This is a genomic window from Simplicispira psychrophila DSM 11588, assembly GCF_000688255.1.
Taxonomy (GTDB): Bacteria; Pseudomonadota; Gammaproteobacteria; order Burkholderiales; family Burkholderiaceae_C; genus Simplicispira; species Simplicispira psychrophila.
Genome location: NZ_JHYS01000015.1, coordinates 42,355 through 65,428 on the forward strand (window position 1 = coordinate 42,355; position 23,074 = coordinate 65,428).

The window sequence follows — 23,074 nt, forward strand, 5'->3', positions numbered from 1 at the left end:
TTGAAGTTTTTACTTGGTAACAGTGATGTCTTTTTCGGGAGCACCAATGAAACGTTTAGACGGCAAGATTGCGGTAGTCACCGGAGCGAGCAGCGGCATTGGCCGCGCGGTGGTAGAGCGTTTTGTGAGCGAAGGCGCAAAGGTAGTCGCTTTTGCGCGCAATGCAGAAAGCTTGCAGGCACTGGAAGCCGCCCATCCGGGCGAGGTGATTGCAGTGTGCGGCGATGTCACCCGACAAGAAGACTTGGAGCGTTTGCTCAAGACCACACTGGACCGTGTCGGCACCATCGATATTCTGGTGCCTAACGCCGGCATTGCCCGGGTGGCTTCCTTTGCAGACAGTACACCGGAGGTCTTTGCGACGCAGTTTGCAGTGAACTTTTTTGGTGCGGCCGAGACGGCGCGGCTGTTTGTTCCGCATATCCGCAAAGGCGGCTCGGTTCAGTTCATTACGACCTTTTTAACGCAGGTCGGCTTTCCCGGGCTGGCCATTTATAGCGCCAGCAAAGCGGCACTCAAATCCCTGGCGCAGACTTTGGCAGCAGAACTGGCGCCGCAGGGCATACGGGTGAATTCCATCGCCCCCGGCCCCATCGCGACGCCTTTGTGGGGATCGGTGGGACTGCCGCCCGAAGCGCTGGGCTCGGTGGCTGAAAAAATCAATGCGCGACTGATGCAGGGTGCCTTCGGTCAGCCGGAAGACATCGCTGAAACCTCCGTTTTTCTGGCGTCCGATGCGGCGAAAAACATCTATGGCCAAGACATCGTGGTCGATGGCGGGTACACCATCGGATAAAAACGGCACGCCACTCCAAACAAAGCAGAGCCTCGACTGCGCTTTGTTTTTGATAGCTACTACCGCTTACCCAGAAAGCGTTAGAACACTATTTAACCCACAATCAGGCCGCAGGCGCACTGCTGCGGATCAGGTGGTCAAACGCGCTCAGCGCGGCCTTGGCGCCGTCACCGGCGGCGATCACGATCTGCTTGTACGGCACCGTGGTGCAGTCGCCGGCGGCAAACACCCCCGGCACATCGGTGCGGCCATGGCTGTCCACTTGGACTTCGCCAAAGCGTGTCAGTTCGACCGTGCCCTTGAGCCAGTCGGTATTGGGCAGCAGGCCGATCTGCACAAAAATGCCTTCCAGCGCCACCTGTTGCGCCTCGCCGGTGGCGCGGTCGGTGTAGTGCAGGCCGGTGACTTTGCTGCCGTTGCCGATCACTTCGGTGGTTTGGGCATTAGTGATGACGGTGACGTTGGGCAAGCTGTACAACTTGCGCTGCAACACGGCATCGGCCTTCAACTCGGGAGCAAACTCCAGCACCGTGACGCGCGACACCACACCGGCCAGGTCAATGGCAGCTTCAATGCCCGAGTTGCCACCGCCAACCACCGCCACATGCTTGCCCTTGAACAATGGACCGTCGCAGTGCGGGCAATAGGTCACGCCCTTGGTGCGGTATTCGTTTTCACCGGGCACGTTCATGTTGCGCCAGCGCGCGCCGGTCGAGATGATGACGCTGCGGCTGTGCAGGCTGGCACCGTTGTCAAACTGCACTTCAATCAGTCCGCCCTCAGTGGTGGCGGGCACCAGCGCCGTGGCGCGCTGCAGATTCATGATGTCCACCTCATAGTCGCGCACATGGCGCTCCAGCGCAGCGGCAAACTGCGGCCCTTCGGTCTTTTGCACCGAGATGAAATTTTCAATATCTACCGTATCGAGCACCTGGCCACCAAAGCGCTCGGCGGCCACACCGGTGCGGATGCCCTTGCGCGCGGCGTACACCGCAGCGGCGGCGCCAGCCGGGCCACCGCCAACGATCAGCACGTCAAACGGCGCCTTGGCGTTGAGCTTGGCGGCTTCACGTGCCCCCGTGCCGGTATCGATCTTGGCCACCACCTCGGCCAGCTCCATGCGGCCCTGGCCGAAGCGCTCGCCATTCAAAAACACGGTGGGCACGCCCATGATTTCGCGCTCTTGAATTTCTTTCTGGAACACGCCGCCATCGATCGCGGTGTGCGTGATGCGCGGGTTCAGCACGCTCATCAGGTTCAGCGCCTGCACCACGTCGGGACAGTTGTGGCAGGACAGCGAGTAATAGGTTTCAAAGTGAAAGTCGCCTTCCAAGCCTTTGATTTGCTCCAGCAGGTCAGCTGCTTCTTTGGAGGGGTGGCCGCCGACTTGCAACAGCGCCAGCACCAGCGAGGTGAATTCGTGCCCCAACGGCACGCCAGCAAAACGCACACCGCTGTCGGTGCCGGGGTTGGTGATCAGGAACGAGGGCTTGCGCACATCCAGCGTGTTGTTCTCGACCACGGTGATCTTGTCCGACTGGGCGCGGATGTCTTGCAGCAGTTCGCGCAGCTCGTTCGACGCGCTGCTGTCGTCCAGCGTAGCCACCAATTCGACCGGGCGCTGCAGGCGCTCCAGATAGGCTTTCAATTGGGTCTTGAGGGCGTCGTCGAGCATGAGGAAACTCCTGAAATGGTGATTTTTGGCGTAAAAAAACCCGGGCGCCAGGCACCCGGGCGTTTGGTCAGTGGTTTAACTGACGAGTAACAGGCAAATTAGATTTTGCCGACCAAGTCCAGCGAAGGAGCGATGGTCTTCTCGCCCTCTTTCCACTTGGCGGGGCAGACTTCCCCGGGATGGGCTTCGGTGTACTGGGCAGCCTTGAGCTTGCGCAGGGTTTCTTTCACGTCGCGGGCGATTTCGTTGGAATGCACTTCCATGGTCTTGATCTTGCCATCGGGATTGATGATGAAGGTGCCGCGCAGCGCCAGGCCTTCTTCTTCGATGTGCACATCAAAGGCGCGCGTCAGCGTGTGGGTCGGGTCGCCAACCAGTGGGAATTGGGCCTTGCCGACGGCAGGCGAGGTTTCGTGCCACACCTTGTGCGAGAAATGTGTGTCGGTGGTGACGATGTACACCTCGGCACCGGCCTTCTGGAATTCAGGGTAGTTGTCAGCAGCGTCTTCCACTTCAGTCGGGCAATTGAAGGTAAAGGCGGCGGGCATGAAAATCACCACCGACCATTTGCCTTTGAAATTTTCTTCAGTCACGGTGACAAATTTGCCGTTGTGAAAGGCTTCGGTCTTGAAGGGCTGGACTTGCGTATTGATCAGGGACATTGCGGTTTCCTTGGGTTAAAGAATGGAAGAAAAGAGAAGTGGCTGCATCGAAACTGAAGTTTAGGGTAAAGAACATCATTGATCTAATCAATTGAATAAATACTATTAATAGTACAAAACTATTTAATAACCGCATCGCCCCTCACCGTCTGCTTGTTGCCCTCTCGGGCAGGCCGCACAATAGCTGTTTTCACCGCATCGCAAGGAGTCCACCATGAAAGGTGACGCACAAGTCATTACCTATCTGCAGGCGCAACTCAAAAACGAGCTGACTGCCATCAACCAGTATTTTTTGCATTACCGCATGCTCAAGCACTGGGGCTTCGACAAGCTGGCCAAGAAGGAATATGAGGAGTCGATCGGCGAGATGAAGCACGCCGACCTGCTGATGGATCGCATCTTCATGCTCGACGGCCTGCCCAATCTGCAAGATTTGGCCAAGCTGCAAGTGGGCGAAGACGTACCCGAGATTTTGGCCTGCGACCTGCGCTCGGAACTGGGCGCGCAAGCCACCGTCAAAGAAGGCATGGCGCATTGCGAAACGGTGCGCGATTACGTCTCACGCGACCTGCTACAAAAAATTCTCGACGACACCGAGGAGCACATCGACTTCTTGGAAACGCAGATCGAGTTGATCGACAAAGTCGGCCTGCAAAACTATCTGCAATCGCAAATGGGCGAAGTGGGCTGACACCCAGCTGGCGCTCTCGACACGCGGGCTTCGGCCCGTTTTTTCATATTAAAAACGGCTGCAACGCTTATGTATTCTGCGCTTATAGCTATCGTTTTTAAATTTCACAGTACCCCGCCATGACCGAACCCGTCGATTCCACCTCCGCCGCCCCGGCGCCTGCGGCGCAGCCGCGCAACCCGCTGCACGGTCTGACGCTGCAGGCGATGGTCGAGGGTCTGGCCAATTATTTTGGCTGGCAAGAGCTGGGCGAGCGCATTCCGGTGCGCTGCTTTCAAAGCGACCCCAGCGTAGCGTCGAGTCTGAAGTTTTTGCGCAAAACCCCCTGGGCGCGCGAAAAGGTCGAGAGCCTGTACCTGTTCATGCTGCGCGATCAACGCCGCTATGCCGCTGCCGCACCGGCTGCTGCGCCCTCAACGTCCGCGCCACCAGCCGCCACCCCACCGGCCACACCAGACTGAATCACGGCTCGATGCGGTGCTGCCAATAGCGCTGCTGCTGCGCGCGCTCGCACCGCACCTGCGCCGGCTGCGCCGACTGCCAGGTGGCTGCGCCGCAGTGCGCTGAATCCCACACCGCAATACCGCGCTCGCGGTAGCGTTGCATCACTTGCGCTGCCGGGTGGCCAAAGCGGCTGCGGTAAGCCGCCTGCACCAGCGCGGCACGCGGTTGCACGGCGTCCAGAAATGCGCCACTCGACGAAGTCTTGCTGCCGTGGTGCGGCACCAGCAGGACATCGGCGGCCAGCGCCGCTTGGCGATCGAGCAGCGCTTGTTCTTGGGCCTTTTCAATATCGCCCACCAGCAGCGCCACCGCCCCCCGCCCTGACGCGATACGCAGCACGCAGCTTTGGGTATTTGGGTTGTGCGCCCGCTCGGCGCCGCCGCCTTCACCCGGCAAGGGATGCAGCACGGCAAAGTCCACGCCGTCCCATTGCCACTGCTGGCCGGCCAGACACGGCTGCACAGGATGCAGCGTTTGCAGGTGGTGTTCGCCTTCAATCGAGCCCATCAACTGCGCCTGCGGCTGCTGCGCCAGCACCGCCGCCGCGCCGCCGGTGTGGTCGCTGTCGCGGTGGCTGAGCATCAGCACATCGACACGCGCATCCAATGCACGCAGCAGCGGCACCAGCACCCGGCCACCGGCATCGCTGTGGGCGCTGTAGCGCGGGCCGGTGTCATACAGCAGCGTGTGGGTGGCGGTGCGCACCAGCACGGCATTGCCCTGGCCGACGTCGGCAGCGAGTAATTCAAATTGCCCCGGTGGCGGGCGCGGCGCCTGCCACAGCAACACCGGCAACAGCAGCGGCAGACCCAGCAAACGCACCGACCACGGCAGGCGCATGGCCAGCAGCACGCCGCCAGCGACACCCGCCAGCCCAGCCCACAACGGCGCCGCGGCCACCCAGACGCTGGCCAGTGGCAGCGCGGCCAACCACTGCAACCACACCGCCATGCCCTGCACTGCCCAACCTGCCAAATGCCACAGCGGGGCCCATAACACACCGGCAAAGGCCAGCGGCGTGACCACCAGCGTCACCCACGGAATCGCCAGCAGATTGGCCAGCAACCCGACCAATGACACCTGACCAAACAGCAGCAGCGTGAGCGGCGTCAGCGCCAGCGTGACCACGCCCTGCTCACGCAACAAGGACATAAAGTGGCCTCTAACGCCCTTACTGCCTGCGCTAGAAGCTCCTTTATCAGTAGCAAACAGTACCGCCACCGCCACAAAACTCAGCCAGAATCCGGCTTGCCACAAAGCCCACGGATCAGGCAGCACCACCACCGCGCAGGTCAGCAGCCAAGCGGGCGGCCACGGCCAGCGCCGCCCGCTCAGGCGCAGCAGCGCCGCCGTGCCGAGCATGGCCACGGTACGCTGCGCCGGCACACCCCAGCCGCTGAACAGCGCATACGCCAGCGCCAGCAGCACCCCGCCGACCAACGCCGCCGAAGGTGCCGGCCAGCGCAGGCACAGACGTTCCGAGCGCCGCCACAACCATCGCACCAACAGCGCCGCCACCCAGGCAAACAGCGTGATGTGCAGACCCGAAATACTCATCAGATGGGCCACGCCGGTGGCACGAAACACATCCCAATCGCTGCGATCAATGGCGCGCTGATCGCCCGTCACCAAGGCCGCCACCACACCGGCGATGCGCACCGCAGTGGCGTCGGTCGGGTCGCTGGCCAGACGGTTCAGGATGGCATCGCGCACCGACTGGCGGGCTTGCTCGATCGGATAGCGCCAAGTGGTATCCAGGCGCTGTGGTGCTATGTCATGCGCCCCAACGCGCACATAACCGACGCCCTGCACCCCCTGCCCCCACAGCCACAGTTCGTAGTCAAAACCGTGCGGATTGCGCTCGCCGTGCGGCGCTTTCAAACGCGCTGTCAGGCGCCAGCGCTCGCCGGCCCGCAATGCTGGCACCGCGCCCGGCGGCTGCGTTACCGCGCTGGCGCGACTGCCCTCACGCCAGTCGCCGGCGTACCAGCCAAGATCGATCAGTGGGGGCAGCTGCACCGCCCTGCCGTCCAGCTGCGCCGCCTCAACCGCCAGACGCAGGCGCACACCGCCGCCTTCAATCGGCTGCGGCATGGCGGCAATCACCCCGGTGATACGCACATCGCGCCCCTCCAGCGCCGGGCTCAAAGCCTGCGCCGCAAAGTCGCTGGCACGCAGGCCGCACACGGCAAACAGCAGGCCGGCTGCGGCCAGAACCACAGCGATGCCCACTCCTCTGCGCCGCCGTCCCCAGCACCACAGCGCACCCAGCGCCGCTGCGCTGCCCAGCCCCAGCAGCGCATACAGCGCCAGCGACCACAGCACCGGCTGACGCACTTGTAGCGCTGTCCCTAATAAAACACCGAGCAGCAGCGGCACCAGCGCCGACGAACGCGGCGGCGCCAGCGCAAAATCAAGCGTGGGCTGGGCAGGCGCAGAAATATCCATAACGCCATGCTAAATGCCGCGGCTCTCCCTCGTCCCACTGCGATCACAAGAAATGCCACCGCCACCGCTGTATAAAAGCGCTGTGCCAGCGCCACCAAGGCGTGGCTTGTTTTTTCCACACACTCCCCGCAAGGACGCCCATGAATATTTACGACAAACTCTCCGCCCTGAACATCACCCTGCCGCCCGTGTCGGTACCGGCTGCCGCCTATCTGCCCTATGTGCAAACCGGCAATCTGGTGTTTTTAAGCGGTCACATCGCACGCCAAGAAGGCAAACCCTGGGTCGGGCAGCTGGGCCGCACCATGGGCACCGAAGGCGGCAAAGTGGCAGCGCGCGCCGTGGCCATTGACCTGATGGGCACCTTGCAGGTGGCAGCCGGCGGCGATCTGAACCGCGTGGTGCGTATCGTCAAGCTGATGAGTTTGGTCAATTCGACCAGCGACTTCACCGAGCAGCACTTGGTGACCAACGGCGCCAGCGAGCTGCTGGCCGAGGTCTTTGGCGAGCGCGGCACGCACGCGCGCAGCGCTTTTGGCGTGGCGCAAATTCCGATGGGAGCCTGCGTCGAGATTGAGCTGATCGCCGAATTGGCGTAACGCCCGGTGCGGGGGCTGCGCTAGACCTTGAACGCCGACACCACCTGTGCCAACTGCTCAGCCTGTTCATGCAGGCTTTGTGCGGCAGCAGCGCTTTCTTCTACCAGGGCGGCGTTTTGCTGCGTCATCTGGTCGAGGTTGCCCACGGCCTGACTGACCTGCGCAATGCCGGTACTCTGCTCGGTCGAGGCAGAGGTGATTTCGCCAATCATGTCGGTCACACGCTGCACCGACTGCACGATGTCCTGCATGGTGGTGCCCGCATCCTGCACCAGCCGCGTGCCGGCGCCGACCTTCTCCACCGAGGCGCTGATCAGCTCCTTGATCTCTTTGGCCGCCTGCGCCGAGCGCCCGGCTAGGCTGCGCACCTCGCTGGCGACGACAGCAAAACCTCGGCCCTGCTCGCCAGCGCGTGCCGCTTCCACGGCGGCGTTCAGCGCCAGGATGTTGGTCTGGAAGGCAATGGAGTCGATCACGCCAATGATGTCGGCAATTTTTTTGCTGCTGTGGTTGATCTCTTCCATAGTGCTCACCACCTGGCCGACCACCTCGCCGCCCCGGCGCGCCACGCCCGAAGCGCCAGCGGCCAGCGTGCTGGCCTGCTGCGCGCTGCTGGCGCTTTGCGCGATGGTGCTGCTGAATTGCTCCATGGCGGCGGCCGCTTCTTGCAGGTTGCTGGCGGTTTGCTCGGTGCGTGCCGACAAGTCGTGGTTACCGCTGGCGATCTGGCTGCTGGCGGTGGCAATGCTGTCGGTGCTCTGGCGCACCTGGTGCACCATGCGCCCGAGCGCACCGCTCATGGCATAGAGCGCACGCAGCAGCTCGCCAAATTCGTCACCCCGCGTCACTTGGTGACGGGCGCTCAGGTCACCGCCGGCAATGCGCACCGCCAAAGCATTGGCCTCTACCAGCGGCTGCTGGATGCTGCGGATCAGCAACCCGGCGCCTGCCAGGATGGCCAGCAGCACCAGGCCCACGCTGCCTGCAGCGATCTGCAGCGTGGTGGTGCGCGCCGCCAGGGTGGTCTGCTGCTGTTGCTGCGCCGCCTGCTGCTGCATCTGCACAAAGTCGTGCAAGGTTTGCAAGTAAGCGCTGGAGGCCGGGTTGTAGGTGCCATTGATAAAGGCCACCGCCTCGGCGGACTGGCCATCGGCCTTGAGTTGGCGCGCCTTGGTACGGGCCTCGGTCATGGTTTTGCGCGCAGCAGCTATTTTTGCCATGTGCGCCCGGTCAGCGTCGGTCAGCCCCATGGCTTCCATCGATTTTTGCGCTTCGCTGATGCGCGCCGTAGTCGCCGCCATGGCGTCTTTGAACACGCGCTCCACCTCGGGGTCACTGCTGACGATGATCGCCTGGGTACGCGCGGCATTTGTCTCCGTCAGGCCCATCCAGCGCAAAGCCGCTTCTACGCGACTGGCCAGCGCCGCGCTGGCCACCTCGCTTTCAGCCTCGACTGTGATGGTGCGATAGCCAGCAAAGCCTATCGCCGCCACCAAGAGGGCCACGATGGCCATTACAGAAAACCACAACTTGTGCGCCATTCGAAGCTGATTCATACAGAAGACTGCTCTCTCAGTGGAGTATAAAAATAAACATTTCTCCCCAATGATTACACCAGAATCGCCTGACCGGCCTTGCGGGCCATCAACAACCGGCCTACTCCACCCGCGTCACCACGCCCGGTTTGAAGCCTAGGTCGGCCGCCTTGCCCTTGCGCCCCCGCAGCGCGCGGGCGTTGTTGAGCGAGCGAATCTCCAGCGTTTCTTCGCGCTGCTTGCCCCCGCGGCCAACGCCTTCGATACGGATGCTGCGCGTGTAAGCGGCGGCACCGGCCAACGCATCTTTGTCTTCCAAGTCGATCAGCATCAGCCCACGCCCGCCCTTGTCCATGCGCTTGAGTTCGGCCATTTCAAAGGTCAGGATGCGTCCGCCGACCGAGGCACAGGCAACATGCGTCGCGGCCAGCAACGCCGCGCTGCCGCTGCTGTGGGCGGCGTGCGAGGGCACGCACACCGCCTCGCCCTCGGCCAGGCTGATGAAGGCTTTACCGCTTTTATTGCGCGACACCATGCCTTCGACGCTGGCCAGAAAGCCATAACCGCCGGTGCTGGCCAGCAGCAGGGTGGCGGCGGCGGGGCCGGCAAAGTAGTGGGCCATCTGCGTGCCAGCCTCCAGCTCGATCAGCGTCGTCACCGGCTGACCATCACCACGGGCGTTGGGCAATTGCGCCACCGGCACCGAATACACGCGGCCATTGCTGCCGAACATCAGGAAGGTATCGACGGTGCGACATTCAAAGGTGCCGTACAACAGGTCGCCGGCCTTGAAGGCAAAGCTGCCCGCCTCGTGGCCGTGGCCGTTGCGCGAACGCACCCAGCCTTTTTCTGACACCACCACCGTCACCGGCTCATCCACCACCTTGACCTCGACCACGGCTTTTTTCTCGGCCTGGATCAGCGTGCGGCGATCATCGGCAAACTGCTTGGCATCCGCCTCGACCTCTCTGACCATCAGGCGGCGCAGCGCAGCCGGACTGCCCAAAATCTCCTCCAACTTGCCTTGACTATCACGCAGCGCTTGCAGTTCTTGCTCAATCTTGATGGCTTCCAGCCGCGCGAGTTGGCGCAGGCGGATTTCCAAAATATCCTCGGCTTGGCGCTCGCTCAAGGCAAAGCGCTCTATCAGCGCCGCTTTGGGCTCATCGGCATTGCGGATGATGGCGATCACCTCGTCGAGGTTGAGCAGCACGATCTGCCGCCCCTCCAAGATGTGGATGCGATCGAGCACCTTGTCCAAACGGTGCTGCGAGCGCCGCGTGATGGTGGTCTGGCGGAAGGCAATCCACTCGACCAGCATCTGGCGCAGCGACTTCTGCACCGGCTTGCCGTTGATACCGATCATGGTCAGGTTGATGGACGACGATGTCTCCAGACTGGTATGCGCCAGCAGCGCCGTGATCAACTCTTGCTGCGGCGTTTTGCTGGTCTTGGGCTCACACACCAGGCGCACCGCAGCGTCCTTGCTGGATTCATCACGCACGCCGTCCAGCACCGCCAGCACGCTGGCCTTGAGCAGCACCTGGTCTTGGCTCAGCGCCTTTTTGCCGCTCTTGATCTTTGGATTGGTCAGCTCTTCAATTTCTTCCAACACCCGCTGCGTGCTCACGCCGGGCGGCAGCTCGGTCACCACCAGCTGCCACTGGCCGCGTGCCAGTTCTTCAATTTTCCAGCGCGCCCGCACCTTCAGACTGCCGCGCCCGCTGCGGTAAGCGTCGGCAATGTCGCTGGCCGGGCTGATGATCTGGCCGCCGCCGGGATAGTCCGGGCCGGGCAAGATGGTCAGCAAATCCGCCTCGGGCAATTGCGGATTTCTGATGAGCGCGACGCAGGCATCGGCCACTTCGCGCAAGTTGTGGCTAGGGATTTCGGTCGCCAAACCGACCGCAATGCCGCTGGCGCCGTTGAGCAAGGCAAACGGCAGGCGCGCCGGCAACTGGCGCGGCTCGGTGGTCGAGCCGTCGTAGTTGGGGATGAAATCCACCGTGCCTTCGTCAATCTCTTCCACCAGCAGCCGGGTGATTTTGGCCAGCCGCGCCTCGGTGTAGCGCATCGCCGCCGCGCCGTCGCCATCGCGCGAGCCAAAGTTGCCCTGGCCGTCGATCAGCGGATAGCGCTGGGAAAAATCCTGCGCCATGCGCACCAGCGCGTCGTAGGCCGATTGGTCGCCGTGCGGGTGAAAGCGCCCCAGCACATCGCCGACCACGCGCGCACTCTTGACCGGCTTGGGCGCCGTGCTGCCGTTGGCCCCCGAGTAGCTCAGGCCCATGCGCTCCATGGCGTACAAAATGCGCCGCTGCACCGGCTTCATGCCGTCGCAGACATCGGGCAGCGCGCGGCCCTTGACGACGCTCAGCGCGTATTCCAGGTAGGCGCGCTGGGCGTAGCTGCCCAGGCAGTCGCCATCACCAGCGCTATCGTCAGGGACTGGCGGCTCGGCCAGAGGAGTCAAAAGATCGTCGGTCATGGGAGAGTTATTCAAAAATGAGAGCTACTAGCACTTACTACATAAGGGCTAGAGGCCAAAAACACGCATATGTGGCTCAAATATCGACTTCGACGCTGTCGCCGTGCAGTTCCATCAGCTCGCGCCGCGCGCCGGCTTCGCCCTTGCCCATCAGCTTGGTGATCAGGCTCTCGGTCGCGGCAAAGTCCATGCCGCCCAGTTGCACCGGCAGCAGGCGGCGGGTATCGGGGTTGAGGGTGGTTTCCCACAGTTGCTCGGCGTTCATTTCACCCAGGCCCTTGAAGCGGCTGATGGCGCATTTGTCACGCGCTACGCCGTCTTTCACCGCCTTGTCGAGGATGGCGGTCAGCTCGCCCTCGTCCAGCGCATACACCTTCGCAGCCGGTTTTTTGCCGCGTGCGGGCACATCCACCCTGAACAGCGGCGGGCGTGCCACATAAATGTGGCCGGTGTCGATGAGCTTGGGAAAGTGGCGGAAGAACAAAGTCAGCAGCAGCACTTGGATGTGCGAGCCATCCACGTCGGCGTCCGAGAGGATGCAAATCTTGCCGTAGCGCAGGCCGCTCAGATCCGGCTCGTCGTTAGCGCCATGCGGATCGACGCCGATGGCGACGGAAATATCGTGGATTTCATTGTTGGCAAACAGCCGGTCGCGCTCGACTTCCCAGGTGTTGAGCACCTTGCCGCGCAGCGGCAGCACCGCCTGAGTTTCCTTGTCGCGTCCCATCTTGGCGCTGCCGCCGGCGCTGTCACCCTCGACCAGAAACACCTCGTTGTAGGCAAGGTCGCGGCTTTCGCAATCGGTCAGCTTGCCCGGCAGCACCGCCACGCCCGAGCCTTTGCGCTTTTCGACTTTTTGACCCGCCTTCTGGCGCGTCTGTGCAGCTTTGATCGCCAGTTCAGCCAGCTTCTTGCCGTATTCGACATGCTGGTTCAGCCACAGCTCCAGCGCCGGACGGACAAAACTGCTGACCAGCCGCACCGCATCGCGCGAATTGAGGCGCTCTTTGATCTGGCCTTGAAACTGCGGATCGAGCACCTTGGCCGAGAGCACATAGTTGGCACGCGCGAACACATCCTCGGGCATCAGTTTGACGCCCTTGGGCAGCAAGCTGTGGAACTCAATAAAGCTTTTGACGGCTTGGAACAGGCCATCGCGCAGACCGCTCTCGTGCGTGCCGCCGGCGCTGGTCGGGATCAGGTTGACGTAGCTCTCGCGCACCGGCGCGCCCTCTTCGGTAAAGGCCACGCACCAGGAGGCGCCCTCGCCTTCGGCAAAGCTGTCGTGGCCGCTGTCGGCAAAGCCTTCGCCCTCAAACAATGGAATCACCGGGTCGGTGACCAACGTCTGCGCCAGGTAGTCGCGCAGCCCGCCCTTGTATTGCCAGGTTTGCGTTTCGCGTGTCTTCTCGTTGATCAGCGACACCGACACGCCGGGCATCAGCACCGCTTTGCTGCGCAGCAGGTGGATCAGCGCGGGCATCGGCAACTGGCTGGACTCAAAGTATTTGGCGTCGGGCCAGGCGCGCACGCTGGTGCCTTGGCGGCGGTCGCCCGCCACTTGCGGACGCAAGGCCAGCGGCTCGATAACGTCGCCGCCGGAGAACACCAGCGTCGCCACTTGGCCTTCACGGTGGCTGGCCACTTCCATGCGCTGCGACAGCGCATTGGTCACCGAGACGCCGACGCCGTGCAGGCCGCCGGAGAAGCTGTAAGCGCCGCCTTTGCCTTTGTCGAACTTGCCGCCGGCGTGCAGTTGGGTGAACACCAGCTCGATGACGGGTGCGTTTTCTTCCGGGTGCAGGCCAAACGGAATGCCGCGGCCGTCGTCGTCAATGCTGACTGAGCCATCGGCGTGCAGCGTAACTTTGATTTTTTTGCCGTGGCCGGCGAGGGCTTCGTCGGCGGCGTTGTCCAGCACTTCTTGGATGACGTGCAGCGGGTTGTCGGTGCGCGTGTACATACCCGGGCGTTGCTTGACCGGCTCTAAGCCCTTGAGGACGCGGATCGAGCTTTCGGAATATTCGGGGGGGATTGCGGAAAGGGATGCGGGAGTGGGTTTAACGGCCATGGTGCGCGATTGTAGTGCTGGTGTTTCATACAGTCTTTGCCAGCCATCGACCGCACCGCGCCGCTTTGCCGTCATCACACTGTCAAGCAAAAAACCACGCTATTCGTTACATTCGCCCGATGTCTTTCGAAGCTCGCAAACTCTCCCTGTTCCAGGTGCTCGCCTGCGGCGCCGCCATCGTCACCTTGTCCATGGGCATTCGCCACGGCTTTGGCTTGTGGCTGCAACCCATCACGCAAGAGATGGGATGGACCCGCCAGTCGTTTGCGCTGGCGCTGGCCATCCAGAACTTGTCCTGGGGCGTGATCGGCGTCTTTGCTGGCATGGCCGCCGACCGTTTTGGCGCCTTTCGCGTGCTCATGGGCGGCGCCGTGCTGTATGGCCTGGGCCTGGCCGGCATGGCACTGTCACCCACCGAGACGCTGTTTGCCCTGACGGCTGGCGTGCTAATCGGCGCGGCGCAGGCCGGCACCACCTATGCCGTGATTTACGGCGTGCTGGGGCGCCAGATTGCCGCCGACAAGCGCTCCTGGGCCATGGGTGTGGCAGCAGCAGCCGGCTCGTTCGGCCAGTTTTTGATGGTGCCGCTGGAGGGATTTTTCATCTCCACCCTGGGCTGGCAAACCGCGCTGCTGGCACTGGCGCTGATGGTGCTGCTGATCGTGCCGCTGGCTTTTGGTCTGCGTGAGCCGGGTTTCCAGGGCGCCGCGCCGCTGCAACGCCGCCAGAGCATTGCCGAAGCGCTGACCGAGGCGTTTCGCCACCGCAGCTTTTTATTGCTCACCGTTGGCTACTTTGTCTGCGGCTTTCAGGTGGTATTCATTGGCGTGCACATGCCCAGCTATCTGAAAGACCACGGTCTGTCCTCCCAGGTAGCCAGCTACGCCCTGGCGCTGATCGGCCTGTTCAACGTGGTCGGCACCTATATGGCCGGCGCGCTGGGCCAGCGCTTGGCCAAGCGCCATATTCTGGCGTTCATCTATTTCACCCGCGCCGTGGTCATCAGCATCTTCTTGCTGGTGCCGCTGTCTCCGACCAGCGTATATATCTTTTCCGCCGTCATGGGCACGCTGTGGCTATCCACGGTGCCGCCAACCAATGCGCTGGTGGCACAAATTTTTGGTGTGCAACACCTGTCCATGCTCGGCGGCTTTGTATTTTTCAGCCACCAGCTGGGCAGCTTCATGGGGGTTTGGCTGGGCGGCTATCTGTACGACCGCACCGGCAGCTACGATATCGTCTGGTATCTGGCCATTGGCCTGGGCGTGCTGGCGGGCCTGATCAACCTGCCAATCAAGGAACAGCCCATCCAGCGTCCGGCACTGCAAACCGCCTGATATGTCCCGCACACTTGCTCCTGCCACTTCCGAGGCCCAGCGCCCTGCCGTCTGGCGGCGCTGGGCCGTGCGCGCACTGGTGCTGATCGCTTTGCTGCTGGTGTTTGCGCTGTACAGCAACCCCGACTTCATGGTGATGCTGGCTGATCAGATGTGGGCTTGTTTTTAAGCATCAAAACAGCCTCTAACCCTTACAAAATAAGCACTACAAGCTATTTAAATAATAGCTAACCAAGAGCACCATGCACCACACAGAAACCCCTTCCAACTGGATACAGCGCTGGTCACACTTGGTACCTGCGGGCGCGCCGGTGCTGGATGTGGCCTGTGGCCTGGGTCGGCACCTGCGCTGGTTTGCTGAGCGGGGCCATCCGGTCACCGGCGTGGACCGCTCAGCGCAAGCGGCCGAAGCGGCCGCAGCCTGGGGCGAAGCGCTGTGCGCCGACATCGAAAACGCCCCTTGGCCCCTGCCCAGCCGCCAGTTTGGCGCGGTAGTGGTGACGAACTATTTGTGGCGTGCCCTGCTGCCCACTCTGGTGGCCAGCGTGGCGCCGGGCGGTTTACTGATTTACGAAACCTTTGCCAGTGGCAACGAAACCGTGGGCAAGCCGTCACGCGCCGATTTCTTGCTGCAACCGGGCGAACTGCTGTGCGCCTGCGCCGGGCTGCGCGTGGTGGCTTATGAAGAGGGCTATCTGGATGCGCCCGAGCGCTTCGTCCAGCGCATCACCGCCGTGCGTGAACTGGCGGCAACCAATGCACCAGCGCGGCACTTTCTGCAAGCGCCCGCTAGTTAGAATGCCCTTTTACCGTTTTGCACTGCGGATATGACCCTACCTAGCGCCCCCCTCACCGGCAGCATCGTCGCCCTCATCACCCCCCTGCACGAGGACACCAGCGTGGACTACCCCACGCTGCGCCAACTGATCGACTGGCATATTGCCGAAGGCACCGACTGCATTGGTGTGGTCGGCACCACGGGCGAGTCGCCCACGGTGAACGTCGAAGAGCACTGCGAAATCATTCGCGTCAGCGTCGAGCAGGCGGCAGGGCGCGTGCCCGTGATGGCCGGCTGCGGTGCCAACTCGACGGCGGAAGCCATCGAACTGGCCAAATTCGCCCGGGGCGTCGGCGCCAACAGCCAGCTGCAGGTGGTGCCCTACTACAACAAGCCGACGCAAGAGGGCCAGTACCAGCACTTCAAGGCGATTGCCGAAGCCACGGGCGACTTGCCCATCGTGCTCTACAACGTGCCCGGCCGTTCGGTCGCTGATATGCAGCACGAAACGGTGCTGCGCCTGGCGCAAGTGCCCGGCATCATCGGCATCAAGGAAGCCACCGGCAACATTGAACGCGCGCAGTGGCTAATCCGCGATCTGCCAAAAAACTTTGCTATTTACTCCGGCGACGACCCGACCGCCGTCGCATTGATGCTGTGCGGTGGCCACGGCAACATCAGCGTCACCGCCAACGTCGCACCGCGCCTGATGCACGAGCTATGTGCTGCCGCCTTGGCCGGCAACATCCGCCGCGCCATGGAAATCCAGTTCCAGCTGATGCCAGTGCACAAAAACCTGTTCATTGAAGCCAACCCGATTCCCGTCAAGTGGGCCGCCGCCCGCATGGGTCTGTGCGGTGGCACGCTGCGCCTGCCCATGACCCCCCTGAGCGCACACCACGAAGCTGCTGTCGAAGCGGCACTGCGCGCCAGCGGCCTGCTGACCTGAACCGCCCACACGGCACCTTCTGCCTCTGTCTTTGCTTCTGCCCGTATACGAATTTCCAAGGATTTCTGCGTGAACCCTACTGCACGACTGGGCCTGTTCGGCCTGACCCTTGCGCTGTCTGCCTGCTCAGTGCTCGATGGCGACAAGATCGACTACAAAAGCGCCACCAAAGGCGCCACCCTAGAGGTGCCGCCTGACCTGCAGCAGCTCTCGCGCGACAGCCGCTACACCCTGCCTGGCAGCGTGGTATCGGCCAATGCATTGCAAGCCGGCCAAGCCGTCCAGCCATCGGCCACCAGCACCGCCGCCACGGCCACCATGGGCGACGTGCGCATTGAACGCGACGGCAACCAGCGCTGGCTGGTGGTCAAGCGTCCGGCCGACAAACTATGGGAACCGGTACGCGACTTCTGGACAGAAAACGGCTTCACGCTGGCGCAAGAACAGTCCGATGTCGGCATCATGGAAACCGACTGGGCAGAAAACCGTGCCAAGCTGCCGCAAGACATCATTCGCGCGACGATTGGCAAGGTGTTTGATGCGCTGTATTCGACCGGCGAGCGCGATAAGTTCCGCACGCGCCTAGAGCGCATGCCCAACGGCGACACCGAAATCTACATCAGCCACCGCGGCATGATCGAGGTCTATTCCAGCAGCGCCAAGGACAGCACCATCTGGCAGCCACGTGCGGCTGACCCGGAACTGGAGACCGAATTCTTGCGCCGCCTGATGGTCAAACTCGGCGTCAGCCAGCAGCAGTCCAAAGCCATTGCCGCCGCTCCGGTGCAAACACCGCCCAGTGCCCAGCTGTCCAGCGTCAATGGCGTGCCGGTGCTGCAAATGCACGAAGGCTTTGACCGCGCCTGGCGCCGTATCGGCCTGGCGCTAGACCGTACCGGCTTCACTGTCGAAGACCGTGACCGCAGCCAGGGCGTGTATTTCGTGCGCTACGTCGCACCTGGCACAGACAAGGAAGAAAGCTTCTTCAGCAAGCTGCTGGGAGGCAAGGCAGCGACACCACCGCTGAAATACCGCGTGGTAGTGCGCAGTGCTGGCGAAGCCAGCACAGTGTCAGTGCTCAATGCTGCCGGCGCGCCCGAAACCTCTGCCAATGTCCAAAGCATCTTGCGCGTACTGGCGGACGACCTGAAGTAAAACACCGCAGCCAAAAAAAAGCCCCGACCAAAAGGTTCGGGGCTTTTTTACGGTCTGGGAGCCGACCACAGCGGCCGGACAACCCAAACCCGGGCAATTTACTTGGCAGGAGCAGCGGCAGCAGCGGCAGCAGCAGCGGCAGCAGCAGCATCAGCAGCGGCTTTGGCAGCATCACCAGCATCAGCAGCTGCACCGGAAACAGCAGCACCAGCCGACTTGGCAGCTTCGCCAGCAGCCGTGGCAGCTTCGCCAGCCGTCTTGGCAGCGTCAGCGGCAGCGCTGGCATCAGCAGCAGGAGCTGCGGCAGGAGCGACGACAGCTGCAGGAGCTTCCATGGGAGCGGGTGCTGGGGCAGCGACAGGCTCTGCTTTTTTGCCGCAGGCAGCCAGTGCCACAACCATCAGGGAAGCCAGGAGGAGAGACTTGTTCATTTTAAATTTCCTTGGTAGATAAACAAAAAACCGATGCCATAACGTCCCGCCTCTACAGCCTGGCTCCGCTCTGGCGACGTATGCGCAAACGCTGACGTCAAACTGAATCCATAATTATATTAGGGATTCGTCAATCCTGAATAACACTGACGTTTGCAGCCAACACTGTAAATTTACGCTAAGAGTACGGGTAATCCCCTACAAGCCCAACGTCGTCGCTGGAAAGCCAGGAGCACTTTTGCTGGTCAGCCATTCCTTGAGCGACTCGCGCAGCAGCGTGCGCTGCTGTGGCTGCGTCGTGCTGACACCCACGCAGCGCTCAGGATCGAGGCGGTGCAAGACCCAGCCGGGGGACCAGATCATGCTGGGCAGAACCAACGGATCGGCCGAGCGGCTGGCACGACAAGTCAGGAGGTGATCCCAGGTGCCACGCCAGCGCACAAAACGGGCCTGGCGGCGAATCACCTCGTCGTAGTGACACGCCAGCATCGTGAAGCGCCGCCCACTGCGCGCCCAGGCGTTCAGCGACTCAATCACGGCGCGCTCACCCAGCGGCCAGTCATGAAAATAAGCATCGCTCACCATGATGTCAGACCAGCCCTCGCGCGCAGCGCAGGCGAAAGCGTCGCGCACCAGTTGCTGAAACGCCTCGCGCCCCGTGAAGCGCCCCTCGGGCAGGGCGGCATCAGGGGGTACAGGAGGCACAGTCTGCATCGCTAACCTCTAATGGAATAAACCGCGTCAGGCCGGCGGCTGCGCGTGGGCCCAGCCGTCTGCGCACCAAGCAGACAACAACTCCAGCGCCCCATCGCTGGCACGCGCCAGCGCATGTTGATCCAGCTGGCGCTGATCGGCCAATTGGCGCATCAGCGTGGCATCGCGTCCGCTGGCGCGGTAGCTTTCGCCGTTGATGAAGAGGTGGTCAGCGTCATACATCATGCGGGTGCGCCGATCCAGCACCACCTGCTCCAGCATGGCGCGCGCGTCACCCGGCTCAAACCAGACGTTGGCCTTGGGCTCGGTCAGGTACTCGCCCAAAGCACGCTCCAAGGCGCGCGGCTCGGCCAGGGCGCGTGCCAGCGCATCGCGGGCAAAGGTCTGCAGCGTGGCCGGAATTTCTGCCGGCTGCTCCACCGCCGCCTGCTGCCCATCGCGGTACAACAAAGGCTTGGCGCAACCCTCGTCCTCGTCCGCCAAGCGCACCAGCAGTTCTTGCGCCAGGTCCGAGCGCTCGGGCACGCGAAAGCCGACCGAATAAGTCATGCACTCGCCCTCGGCAATGCCATCGTGCGCCCAACCCGGGGGCAGGTACAGCATGTCGCCAGGCTCCAACACATGCTCTTCCTCAGGCTCAAAATTTGCCAGAATTTTCATAGGCACATCGTCGCGCAGTGTTAAGTCTTTCTGGCGCCCGATGCGCCAGCGCCGACGGCCATGGGCCTGGATCAAGAACACGTCGTAGCTGTCAAAGTGCGGACCGACACCGCCGCCGTCGCTGGCGTAGCTGATCATCACGTCGTCCAGCCGCGCATCGGGAACAAAGCGGAACTGCTGCATCAAAGCGTGCACCGGGTCATTGTGCAAATCCACGCCTTGCACCAGCAGCGTCCAGTTTGGGCGCTGCAGCGGCGGCAGCGCACGGCGGGTGAACGGGCCGGACTGCACCTTCCAGGCACCGTCCACTTGCTGCACCAAGCGCGACTCGACTCCGTCTTGGGCCGCCAAGGCAAACACCCCAGTGCGCAGCACTGGCGGCACAAAGCCGGGAATGGCCTGGCGCACCAGCAGTGGTTTTTTTTGCCAATGGCGGCGCATGAACTGCGCAGCGCTCAAGCCGCCGAGCAAAGGAAGGGATTGGTGGATGTCCATAAAAAAACAAGTCTGCCCGGCAAAGGGCGGTTGATCAAACTGCGACAATTCTCCTATGGAAATCACAGAACAATGCGTGGTCGCACTCACGTGGACCCTGAAAGACACCTTGGGCGACGAACTGGACGTGCTCGATGAACCAGTGGAATTTGTGGTGGGCGGCGGCGATTTATTCGCCTGTATTGAGCGTGCGCTGCAAGGCCACAGTACGGGCGCCACGCTGGCATTGCACATCGAGCCAGAAGAAGGCTTTGGCGACTACAACGATCAGTTGTTGTTTTTAGAGCCGCGTGCACTGTTTCCGGCGGAACTGGAAGAAGGCATGGTGCTGGAGGGCAATGCCCTGCCCGCAGGCTGCAACCCCGACGCACCCACTGATGCGCTCTACACCATTTCAGAAATTTATCCCGAGCATGTCGTGCTGGATGGCAACCACCCGCTGGCCGGCATTGCCATCCGGCTGCATCTGAAGGTGTGTGGTGTGCGCGAAGCCACTGAAGAAGAAATCGGCAGTGGCACCGCAGGCACCGGATTCTTTCGCATCCAGCCCCACGCTCCTGGGAACGATCTGCTGCACTGAAAGCGCGGGGCCAGAGCCCCTACATGCGCGAAATCTGACCGTTGTACAGAGACACACGGTCGCCCACGCGCACGTCACCGGGCGTAGTGACGTCGTAGGCGCGCATGCCACCCTGATCGAGCTGGATCGTCATGCGGTAGCCCTGGGGGTACTCGCCGGGCTGGTTGCGCCCCTCGATCTGGTTGCCTACTACAGCACCACCAATCGCACCCAAGGCGGTAGCCGCCGCGCGTCCGCTACCGCGGCCCACCTGGTTGCCGAGGACACCCCCCACCACGGCACCTAACACAGTCCCCACCCCCGAAGACTGGCTGCGCCCTTGGGACTGCAGCACTTCAATATTCACTACACGGCCGTATTCGGTGCCATAGGGGGCATTGCCAGGATTCTGGTAGCCCGTGGACGGATAAGACGTCTGCGGATAGTTCTGGGGGTAGGCCTGCGGATAAGTCTGCTGGTGGCGCGGGTACGGTGCACAGGCCGTCAGGGCGCCCAGAACAACCAAGGCAGCAGTGCCCGTGGCACGGCGGAAAAAGGTGGTGTACATGAAGATCTCCTTGAAACAATGCGCCAATGCACAGCGGCTGCACGATAAAAACGAAGGCAATATTTCATTGTGACCTTACCCGGTGCACACCGGGCGCAGTGTCAGCCTATGGCGGCCATCAAGGTCAGCCCTGCGCCGACAGGCAACGCTGGCGTGCACGGCTGCACGGCTGCACGGCTTGCGCTCTCAGCGGGTACCCGTCGAGCCGTAGCCGTTCTCGCCCCGTTCGGAGGCAGAAAAATCATTCACCACATTGAACTGCGCCTGTACCACCGGAACAATCACCAGCTGCGCTAGGCGTTCCATCGGTTCCAAGGTGAAGGGCGTGGTGCTGCGGTTCCAGGCGCTGACCATCAGTTGGCCCTGGTAGTCACTATCGATCAAGCCGACCAGGTTGCCCAGCACGATGCCATGCTTATGCCCCAGGCCCGAGCGCGGCAGGATGAGCGCGGCGTAAGCGGGGTCTTGCAGATGGATGGCAATGCCGGTGGGCACCAGTTGCCAGGCATTGGGCTCCAGTACCAGTGGCGTATCCAGGCAGGCGCGCAAATCCAGGCCGGCGCTGCCCGGTGTAGCGTAGGCCGGCAGTTGCTCCGTCATGCGCGGGTCGAGAATTTTGACGTCTATTTTCATCAGGTTTTTCGGATGTTTTAGTGAGATGTAAGAGGCTGCGGCAAACGGGCGGCAATCTCTTCAACCAGTTGTTGCCCCAGCACCCGCTTGGAGGCCGGTGGCAGTTCGCGGTGGCCTTGGGCATCGAGCAGCAGCAGGGCATTGTCGTCGCGCCCAAAAGTGGCCGGGCCGATGTTGCCGACCAGCAGTGGCACGCCTTTGCGCGCCCGTTTGGCCGTGGCGTGTGCCAGCAAGTCGTGGCTCTCGGCGGCAAAACCGACGCAGAACAAATCGCCCACCAGCGCATGGGGCGACTGCGCCACTGTGGCCAGGATGTCGGGGTTTTCGACAAAGTGCAGCACCGGCATCTGGCCCGAGCCGTCTTTTTTGATTTTTTGCTCGGACGGCGCTGCCGGGCGCCAATCGGCCACCGCCGCCGTCGCTATAAAAATAGTAGCTGCTTGCGCACGCTCTACAACGGCTGCAAGCATATTTTGTGCTGATTGCACGTTAATCCGCTGCACACCGCGCGGTGTGGGCAGATGCACCGGGCCGGCAATCAGCGTGACCTCGGCACCGGCCTCGCGCGCGGCGCGGGCAATGGCAAAACCCATCTTGCCGCTGGAGTGGTTGGTGATGCCGCGCACCGGGTCAATCGCCTCAAACGTCGGGCCAGCGGTGATCAGCACCCGCTGCCCGGCCAGCCGCTTGGGCGTGAAAAAGGCAAGAACTTCTTCTAGCAGCTCGGTGGCTTCCAACATCCGCCCGTCGCCGGTTTCGCCGCAGGCCTGATCCCCGTGGCCCACACCCAACACCAGCGCGCCATCCTGCGCCACCTGGGCCAAATTGCGCTGCGTGGCGGGATGCGCCCACATTTCGCGGTTCATCGCCGGTGCTAACAGCAGCGGCACGCTGTTTTGCGGGCGAGCTAGGCACAGCAGACTCAGCAATTCGTCTGCCCGCCCCTGCGCCAGCCGCGCCACAAAGTCGGCGCTGCATGGTGCAACCACGATGGCGTCGGCTTCGCGGCTCAGGTTGATGTGCGGCATATGGTTCGGCTCGCGCGCGTCCCACTGCGAGCCGTAGACGGTGCGCCCTGACAGCGCCTGCATGGTGATCGGGGTCATGAAGTGCTCGGCGGCTTCGGTCATCACCACCTGCACCGTGGCGCCCTCCTTGATCAGCAGGCGGCACAACTCGGCCGACTTATAGCAAGCAACACCTCCGCTGAGGCCCAGAACAATGTGTTTACCGGCAAGTTCATTCATGGGGCGCAATTTAGCAGAGGCACGCAACGGTCCAAGCGTGCGGTCATCGGGGCGCCACCTATAATCCCGCTTTCCCACC

At 62.4% G+C, this 23,074-nt stretch carries 22 protein-coding genes; 10 read left to right on the top strand and 12 right to left on the bottom strand.

All coding sequences use genetic code 11. The annotated features are described in order from the left end of the window. The first annotated feature begins 46 nt into the window (after window positions 1-46). On the top strand, window positions 47-796 hold the full coding sequence (locus tag Q390_RS0113855) for an SDR family NAD(P)-dependent oxidoreductase (protein ID WP_027996598.1): 750 nt from the start codon (window positions 47-49) through the stop codon (window positions 794-796). Window positions 797-899: 103 nt separating this feature from the next. Here the strand turns inward: Q390_RS0113855 and ahpF are convergent, their stop codons facing one another. After that, window positions 900-2,471: an alkyl hydroperoxide reductase subunit F gene (ahpF, locus tag Q390_RS0113860; RefSeq protein WP_027996599.1), complete on the bottom strand. Its 1,572-nt coding sequence runs from the start codon at window positions 2,469-2,471 to the stop codon at window positions 900-902. Window positions 2,472-2,569: 98 nt separating this feature from the next. Then, window positions 2,570-3,133, bottom strand: a complete 564-nt coding sequence (gene ahpC, locus Q390_RS0113865; protein ID WP_027996600.1) for an alkyl hydroperoxide reductase subunit C — start codon at window positions 3,131-3,133, stop codon at window positions 2,570-2,572. 214 nt (window positions 3,134-3,347) lie between these two features. Between ahpC and bfr the strand changes: the two genes are divergently transcribed. Further along, on the top strand, window positions 3,348-3,824 hold the full coding sequence (gene bfr / locus Q390_RS0113870; protein WP_027996601.1) for a bacterioferritin: 477 nt from the start codon (window positions 3,348-3,350) through the stop codon (window positions 3,822-3,824). A 119-nt stretch (window positions 3,825-3,943) separates the two neighbouring features. Further along, on the top strand, window positions 3,944-4,285 hold the full coding sequence (locus Q390_RS18605) for a VF530 family protein (RefSeq protein ID WP_051603265.1): 342 nt from the start codon (window positions 3,944-3,946) through the stop codon (window positions 4,283-4,285). A gap of 1 nt (window position 4,286) precedes the next feature. Here Q390_RS18605 and Q390_RS0113880 read toward each other — a convergent pair whose 3' ends face one another. After that, window positions 4,287-6,776 (bottom strand): DNA internalization-related competence protein ComEC/Rec2, encoded by a 2,490-nt coding sequence (locus Q390_RS0113880; protein ID WP_084153922.1) that lies wholly within the window; start codon window positions 6,774-6,776, stop codon window positions 4,287-4,289. Window positions 6,777-6,916: 140 nt separating this feature from the next. Here Q390_RS0113880 and Q390_RS0113885 point away from each other — a divergent pair, with 140 nt between their 5' ends. Continuing rightward, complete coding sequence (locus Q390_RS0113885) at window positions 6,917-7,375, top strand: RidA family protein (protein WP_027996603.1); 459 nt, start codon at window positions 6,917-6,919, stop codon at window positions 7,373-7,375. A 20-nt stretch (window positions 7,376-7,395) separates the two neighbouring features. On the opposite strand, the gene Q390_RS18610 is transcribed toward Q390_RS0113885, so the two are convergent. From Q390_RS18610 to Q390_RS0113900, 3 genes are all read right to left on the bottom strand, one after another. Continuing rightward, window positions 7,396-8,931 carry a methyl-accepting chemotaxis protein gene (locus Q390_RS18610; RefSeq protein ID WP_037473103.1) on the bottom strand — a complete coding sequence of 512 codons (1,536 nt, stop codon included), beginning with the start codon at window positions 8,929-8,931 and terminating at the stop codon, window positions 7,396-7,398. Between the two features lie 100 nt (window positions 8,932-9,031). Beyond that, window positions 9,032-11,398 (bottom strand): DNA topoisomerase IV subunit A, encoded by a 2,367-nt coding sequence (parC, locus tag Q390_RS0113895; protein WP_037473081.1) that lies wholly within the window; start codon window positions 11,396-11,398, stop codon window positions 9,032-9,034. A gap of 76 nt (window positions 11,399-11,474) precedes the next feature. Beyond that, window positions 11,475-13,469, bottom strand: coding sequence for a DNA topoisomerase IV subunit B (locus tag Q390_RS0113900; RefSeq protein WP_027996605.1), 1,995 nt, complete (start codon window positions 13,467-13,469; stop codon window positions 11,475-11,477). 119 nt (window positions 13,470-13,588) lie between these two features. Between Q390_RS0113900 and Q390_RS0113905 the strand changes: the two genes are divergently transcribed. From Q390_RS0113905 to bamC, 5 genes are all read left to right on the top strand, one after another. Continuing rightward, window positions 13,589-14,806 (top strand): MFS transporter, encoded by a 1,218-nt coding sequence (locus Q390_RS0113905; RefSeq protein WP_027996606.1) that lies wholly within the window; start codon window positions 13,589-13,591, stop codon window positions 14,804-14,806. A 1-nt stretch (window position 14,807) separates the two neighbouring features. Then, window positions 14,808-14,975 carry a hypothetical protein gene (locus Q390_RS20125; RefSeq protein ID WP_169737286.1) on the top strand — a complete coding sequence of 56 codons (168 nt, stop codon included), beginning with the start codon at window positions 14,808-14,810 and terminating at the stop codon, window positions 14,973-14,975. A gap of 73 nt (window positions 14,976-15,048) precedes the next feature. Continuing rightward, a complete protein-coding gene (locus Q390_RS0113915; protein WP_027996607.1) occupies window positions 15,049-15,603 on the top strand; it encodes a class I SAM-dependent methyltransferase in 555 nt (184 codons plus the stop codon). A gap of 30 nt (window positions 15,604-15,633) precedes the next feature. Further along, window positions 15,634-16,533: a 4-hydroxy-tetrahydrodipicolinate synthase gene (gene dapA, locus Q390_RS0113920; protein WP_027996608.1), complete on the top strand. Its 900-nt coding sequence runs from the start codon at window positions 15,634-15,636 to the stop codon at window positions 16,531-16,533. 69 nt (window positions 16,534-16,602) lie between these two features. Further along, a complete protein-coding gene (gene bamC / locus Q390_RS0113925; protein WP_027996609.1) occupies window positions 16,603-17,688 on the top strand; it encodes an outer membrane protein assembly factor BamC in 1,086 nt (361 codons plus the stop codon). Window positions 17,689-17,786: 98 nt separating this feature from the next. Here the strand turns inward: bamC and Q390_RS0113930 are convergent, their stop codons facing one another. The 3 genes from Q390_RS0113930 to Q390_RS0113940 all read right to left on the bottom strand — a co-directional run bounded on the left by Q390_RS0113930 (window position 17,787) and on the right by Q390_RS0113940 (window position 19,988). Beyond that, the gene (locus Q390_RS0113930; RefSeq protein WP_027996610.1) at window positions 17,787-18,119 is read right to left on the bottom strand and encodes a hypothetical protein; all 333 of its coding nucleotides are present in this window, start codon (window positions 18,117-18,119) and stop codon (window positions 17,787-17,789) included. A gap of 198 nt (window positions 18,120-18,317) precedes the next feature. Then, the gene (locus Q390_RS0113935) at window positions 18,318-18,833 is read right to left on the bottom strand and encodes a hypothetical protein (protein WP_037473084.1); all 516 of its coding nucleotides are present in this window, start codon (window positions 18,831-18,833) and stop codon (window positions 18,318-18,320) included. A gap of 27 nt (window positions 18,834-18,860) precedes the next feature. Further along, on the bottom strand, window positions 18,861-19,988 hold the full coding sequence (locus Q390_RS0113940; RefSeq protein WP_027996612.1) for a JmjC domain-containing protein: 1,128 nt from the start codon (window positions 19,986-19,988) through the stop codon (window positions 18,861-18,863). Window positions 19,989-20,043: 55 nt separating this feature from the next. Here Q390_RS0113940 and Q390_RS0113945 point away from each other — a divergent pair, with 55 nt between their 5' ends. Then, window positions 20,044-20,568, top strand: coding sequence for an FKBP-type peptidyl-prolyl cis-trans isomerase (locus tag Q390_RS0113945; RefSeq protein ID WP_027996613.1), 525 nt, complete (start codon window positions 20,044-20,046; stop codon window positions 20,566-20,568). Between the two features lie 19 nt (window positions 20,569-20,587). Here the strand turns inward: Q390_RS0113945 and Q390_RS0113950 are convergent, their stop codons facing one another. The 3 genes from Q390_RS0113950 to coaBC all read right to left on the bottom strand — a co-directional run bounded on the left by Q390_RS0113950 (window position 20,588) and on the right by coaBC (window position 22,995). Further along, complete coding sequence (locus Q390_RS0113950) at window positions 20,588-21,115, bottom strand: outer membrane lipoprotein (protein ID WP_027996614.1); 528 nt, start codon at window positions 21,113-21,115, stop codon at window positions 20,588-20,590. 186 nt (window positions 21,116-21,301) lie between these two features. Further along, window positions 21,302-21,748 carry a dUTP diphosphatase gene (gene dut / locus Q390_RS0113955; protein WP_027996615.1) on the bottom strand — a complete coding sequence of 149 codons (447 nt, stop codon included), beginning with the start codon at window positions 21,746-21,748 and terminating at the stop codon, window positions 21,302-21,304. 17 nt (window positions 21,749-21,765) lie between these two features. Further along, the gene (gene coaBC / locus Q390_RS0113960; protein WP_027996616.1) at window positions 21,766-22,995 is read right to left on the bottom strand and encodes a bifunctional phosphopantothenoylcysteine decarboxylase/phosphopantothenate--cysteine ligase CoaBC; all 1,230 of its coding nucleotides are present in this window, start codon (window positions 22,993-22,995) and stop codon (window positions 21,766-21,768) included. Between the last annotated feature and the right edge of the window lie 79 nt (window positions 22,996-23,074).

Bases quoted from the DNA above. Each gene is read 5' to 3' on its own strand.
- Q390_RS0113855 (WP_027996598.1), top strand. From the start codon at position 47: ATGAAACGTTTAGACGGCAAGATTGCGGTAGTCACCGGAGCGAGCAGC.
- ahpF (WP_027996599.1), bottom strand. From the start codon at position 2,471: ATGCTCGACGACGCCCTCAAGACCCAATTGAAAGCCTATCTGGAGCGC.
- ahpC (WP_027996600.1), bottom strand. From the start codon at position 3,133: ATGTCCCTGATCAATACGCAAGTCCAGCCCTTCAAGACCGAAGCCTTT.
- bfr (WP_027996601.1), top strand. From the start codon at position 3,348: ATGAAAGGTGACGCACAAGTCATTACCTATCTGCAGGCGCAACTCAAA.
- Q390_RS18605 (WP_051603265.1), top strand. From the start codon at position 3,944: ATGACCGAACCCGTCGATTCCACCTCCGCCGCCCCGGCGCCTGCGGCG.
- Q390_RS0113880 (WP_084153922.1), bottom strand. From the start codon at position 6,776: ATGGATATTTCTGCGCCTGCCCAGCCCACGCTTGATTTTGCGCTGGCG.
- Q390_RS0113885 (WP_027996603.1), top strand. From the start codon at position 6,917: ATGAATATTTACGACAAACTCTCCGCCCTGAACATCACCCTGCCGCCC.
- Q390_RS18610 (WP_037473103.1), bottom strand. From the start codon at position 8,931: ATGAATCAGCTTCGAATGGCGCACAAGTTGTGGTTTTCTGTAATGGCC.
- parC (WP_037473081.1), bottom strand. From the start codon at position 11,398: ATGACCGACGATCTTTTGACTCCTCTGGCCGAGCCGCCAGTCCCTGAC.
- Q390_RS0113900 (WP_027996605.1), bottom strand. From the start codon at position 13,469: ATGGCCGTTAAACCCACTCCCGCATCCCTTTCCGCAATCCCCCCCGAA.
- Q390_RS0113905 (WP_027996606.1), top strand. From the start codon at position 13,589: ATGTCTTTCGAAGCTCGCAAACTCTCCCTGTTCCAGGTGCTCGCCTGC.
- Q390_RS20125 (WP_169737286.1), top strand. From the start codon at position 14,808: ATGTCCCGCACACTTGCTCCTGCCACTTCCGAGGCCCAGCGCCCTGCC.
- Q390_RS0113915 (WP_027996607.1), top strand. From the start codon at position 15,049: ATGCACCACACAGAAACCCCTTCCAACTGGATACAGCGCTGGTCACAC.
- dapA (WP_027996608.1), top strand. From the start codon at position 15,634: ATGACCCTACCTAGCGCCCCCCTCACCGGCAGCATCGTCGCCCTCATC.
- Q390_RS0113930 (WP_027996610.1), bottom strand. From the start codon at position 18,119: ATGAACAAGTCTCTCCTCCTGGCTTCCCTGATGGTTGTGGCACTGGCT.
- Q390_RS0113935 (WP_037473084.1), bottom strand. From the start codon at position 18,833: ATGCAGACTGTGCCTCCTGTACCCCCTGATGCCGCCCTGCCCGAGGGG.
- Q390_RS0113940 (WP_027996612.1), bottom strand. From the start codon at position 19,988: ATGGACATCCACCAATCCCTTCCTTTGCTCGGCGGCTTGAGCGCTGCG.
- Q390_RS0113945 (WP_027996613.1), top strand. From the start codon at position 20,044: ATGGAAATCACAGAACAATGCGTGGTCGCACTCACGTGGACCCTGAAA.
- Q390_RS0113950 (WP_027996614.1), bottom strand. From the start codon at position 21,115: ATGTACACCACCTTTTTCCGCCGTGCCACGGGCACTGCTGCCTTGGTT.
- dut (WP_027996615.1), bottom strand. From the start codon at position 21,748: ATGAAAATAGACGTCAAAATTCTCGACCCGCGCATGACGGAGCAACTG.
- coaBC (WP_027996616.1), bottom strand. From the start codon at position 22,995: ATGAATGAACTTGCCGGTAAACACATTGTTCTGGGCCTCAGCGGAGGT.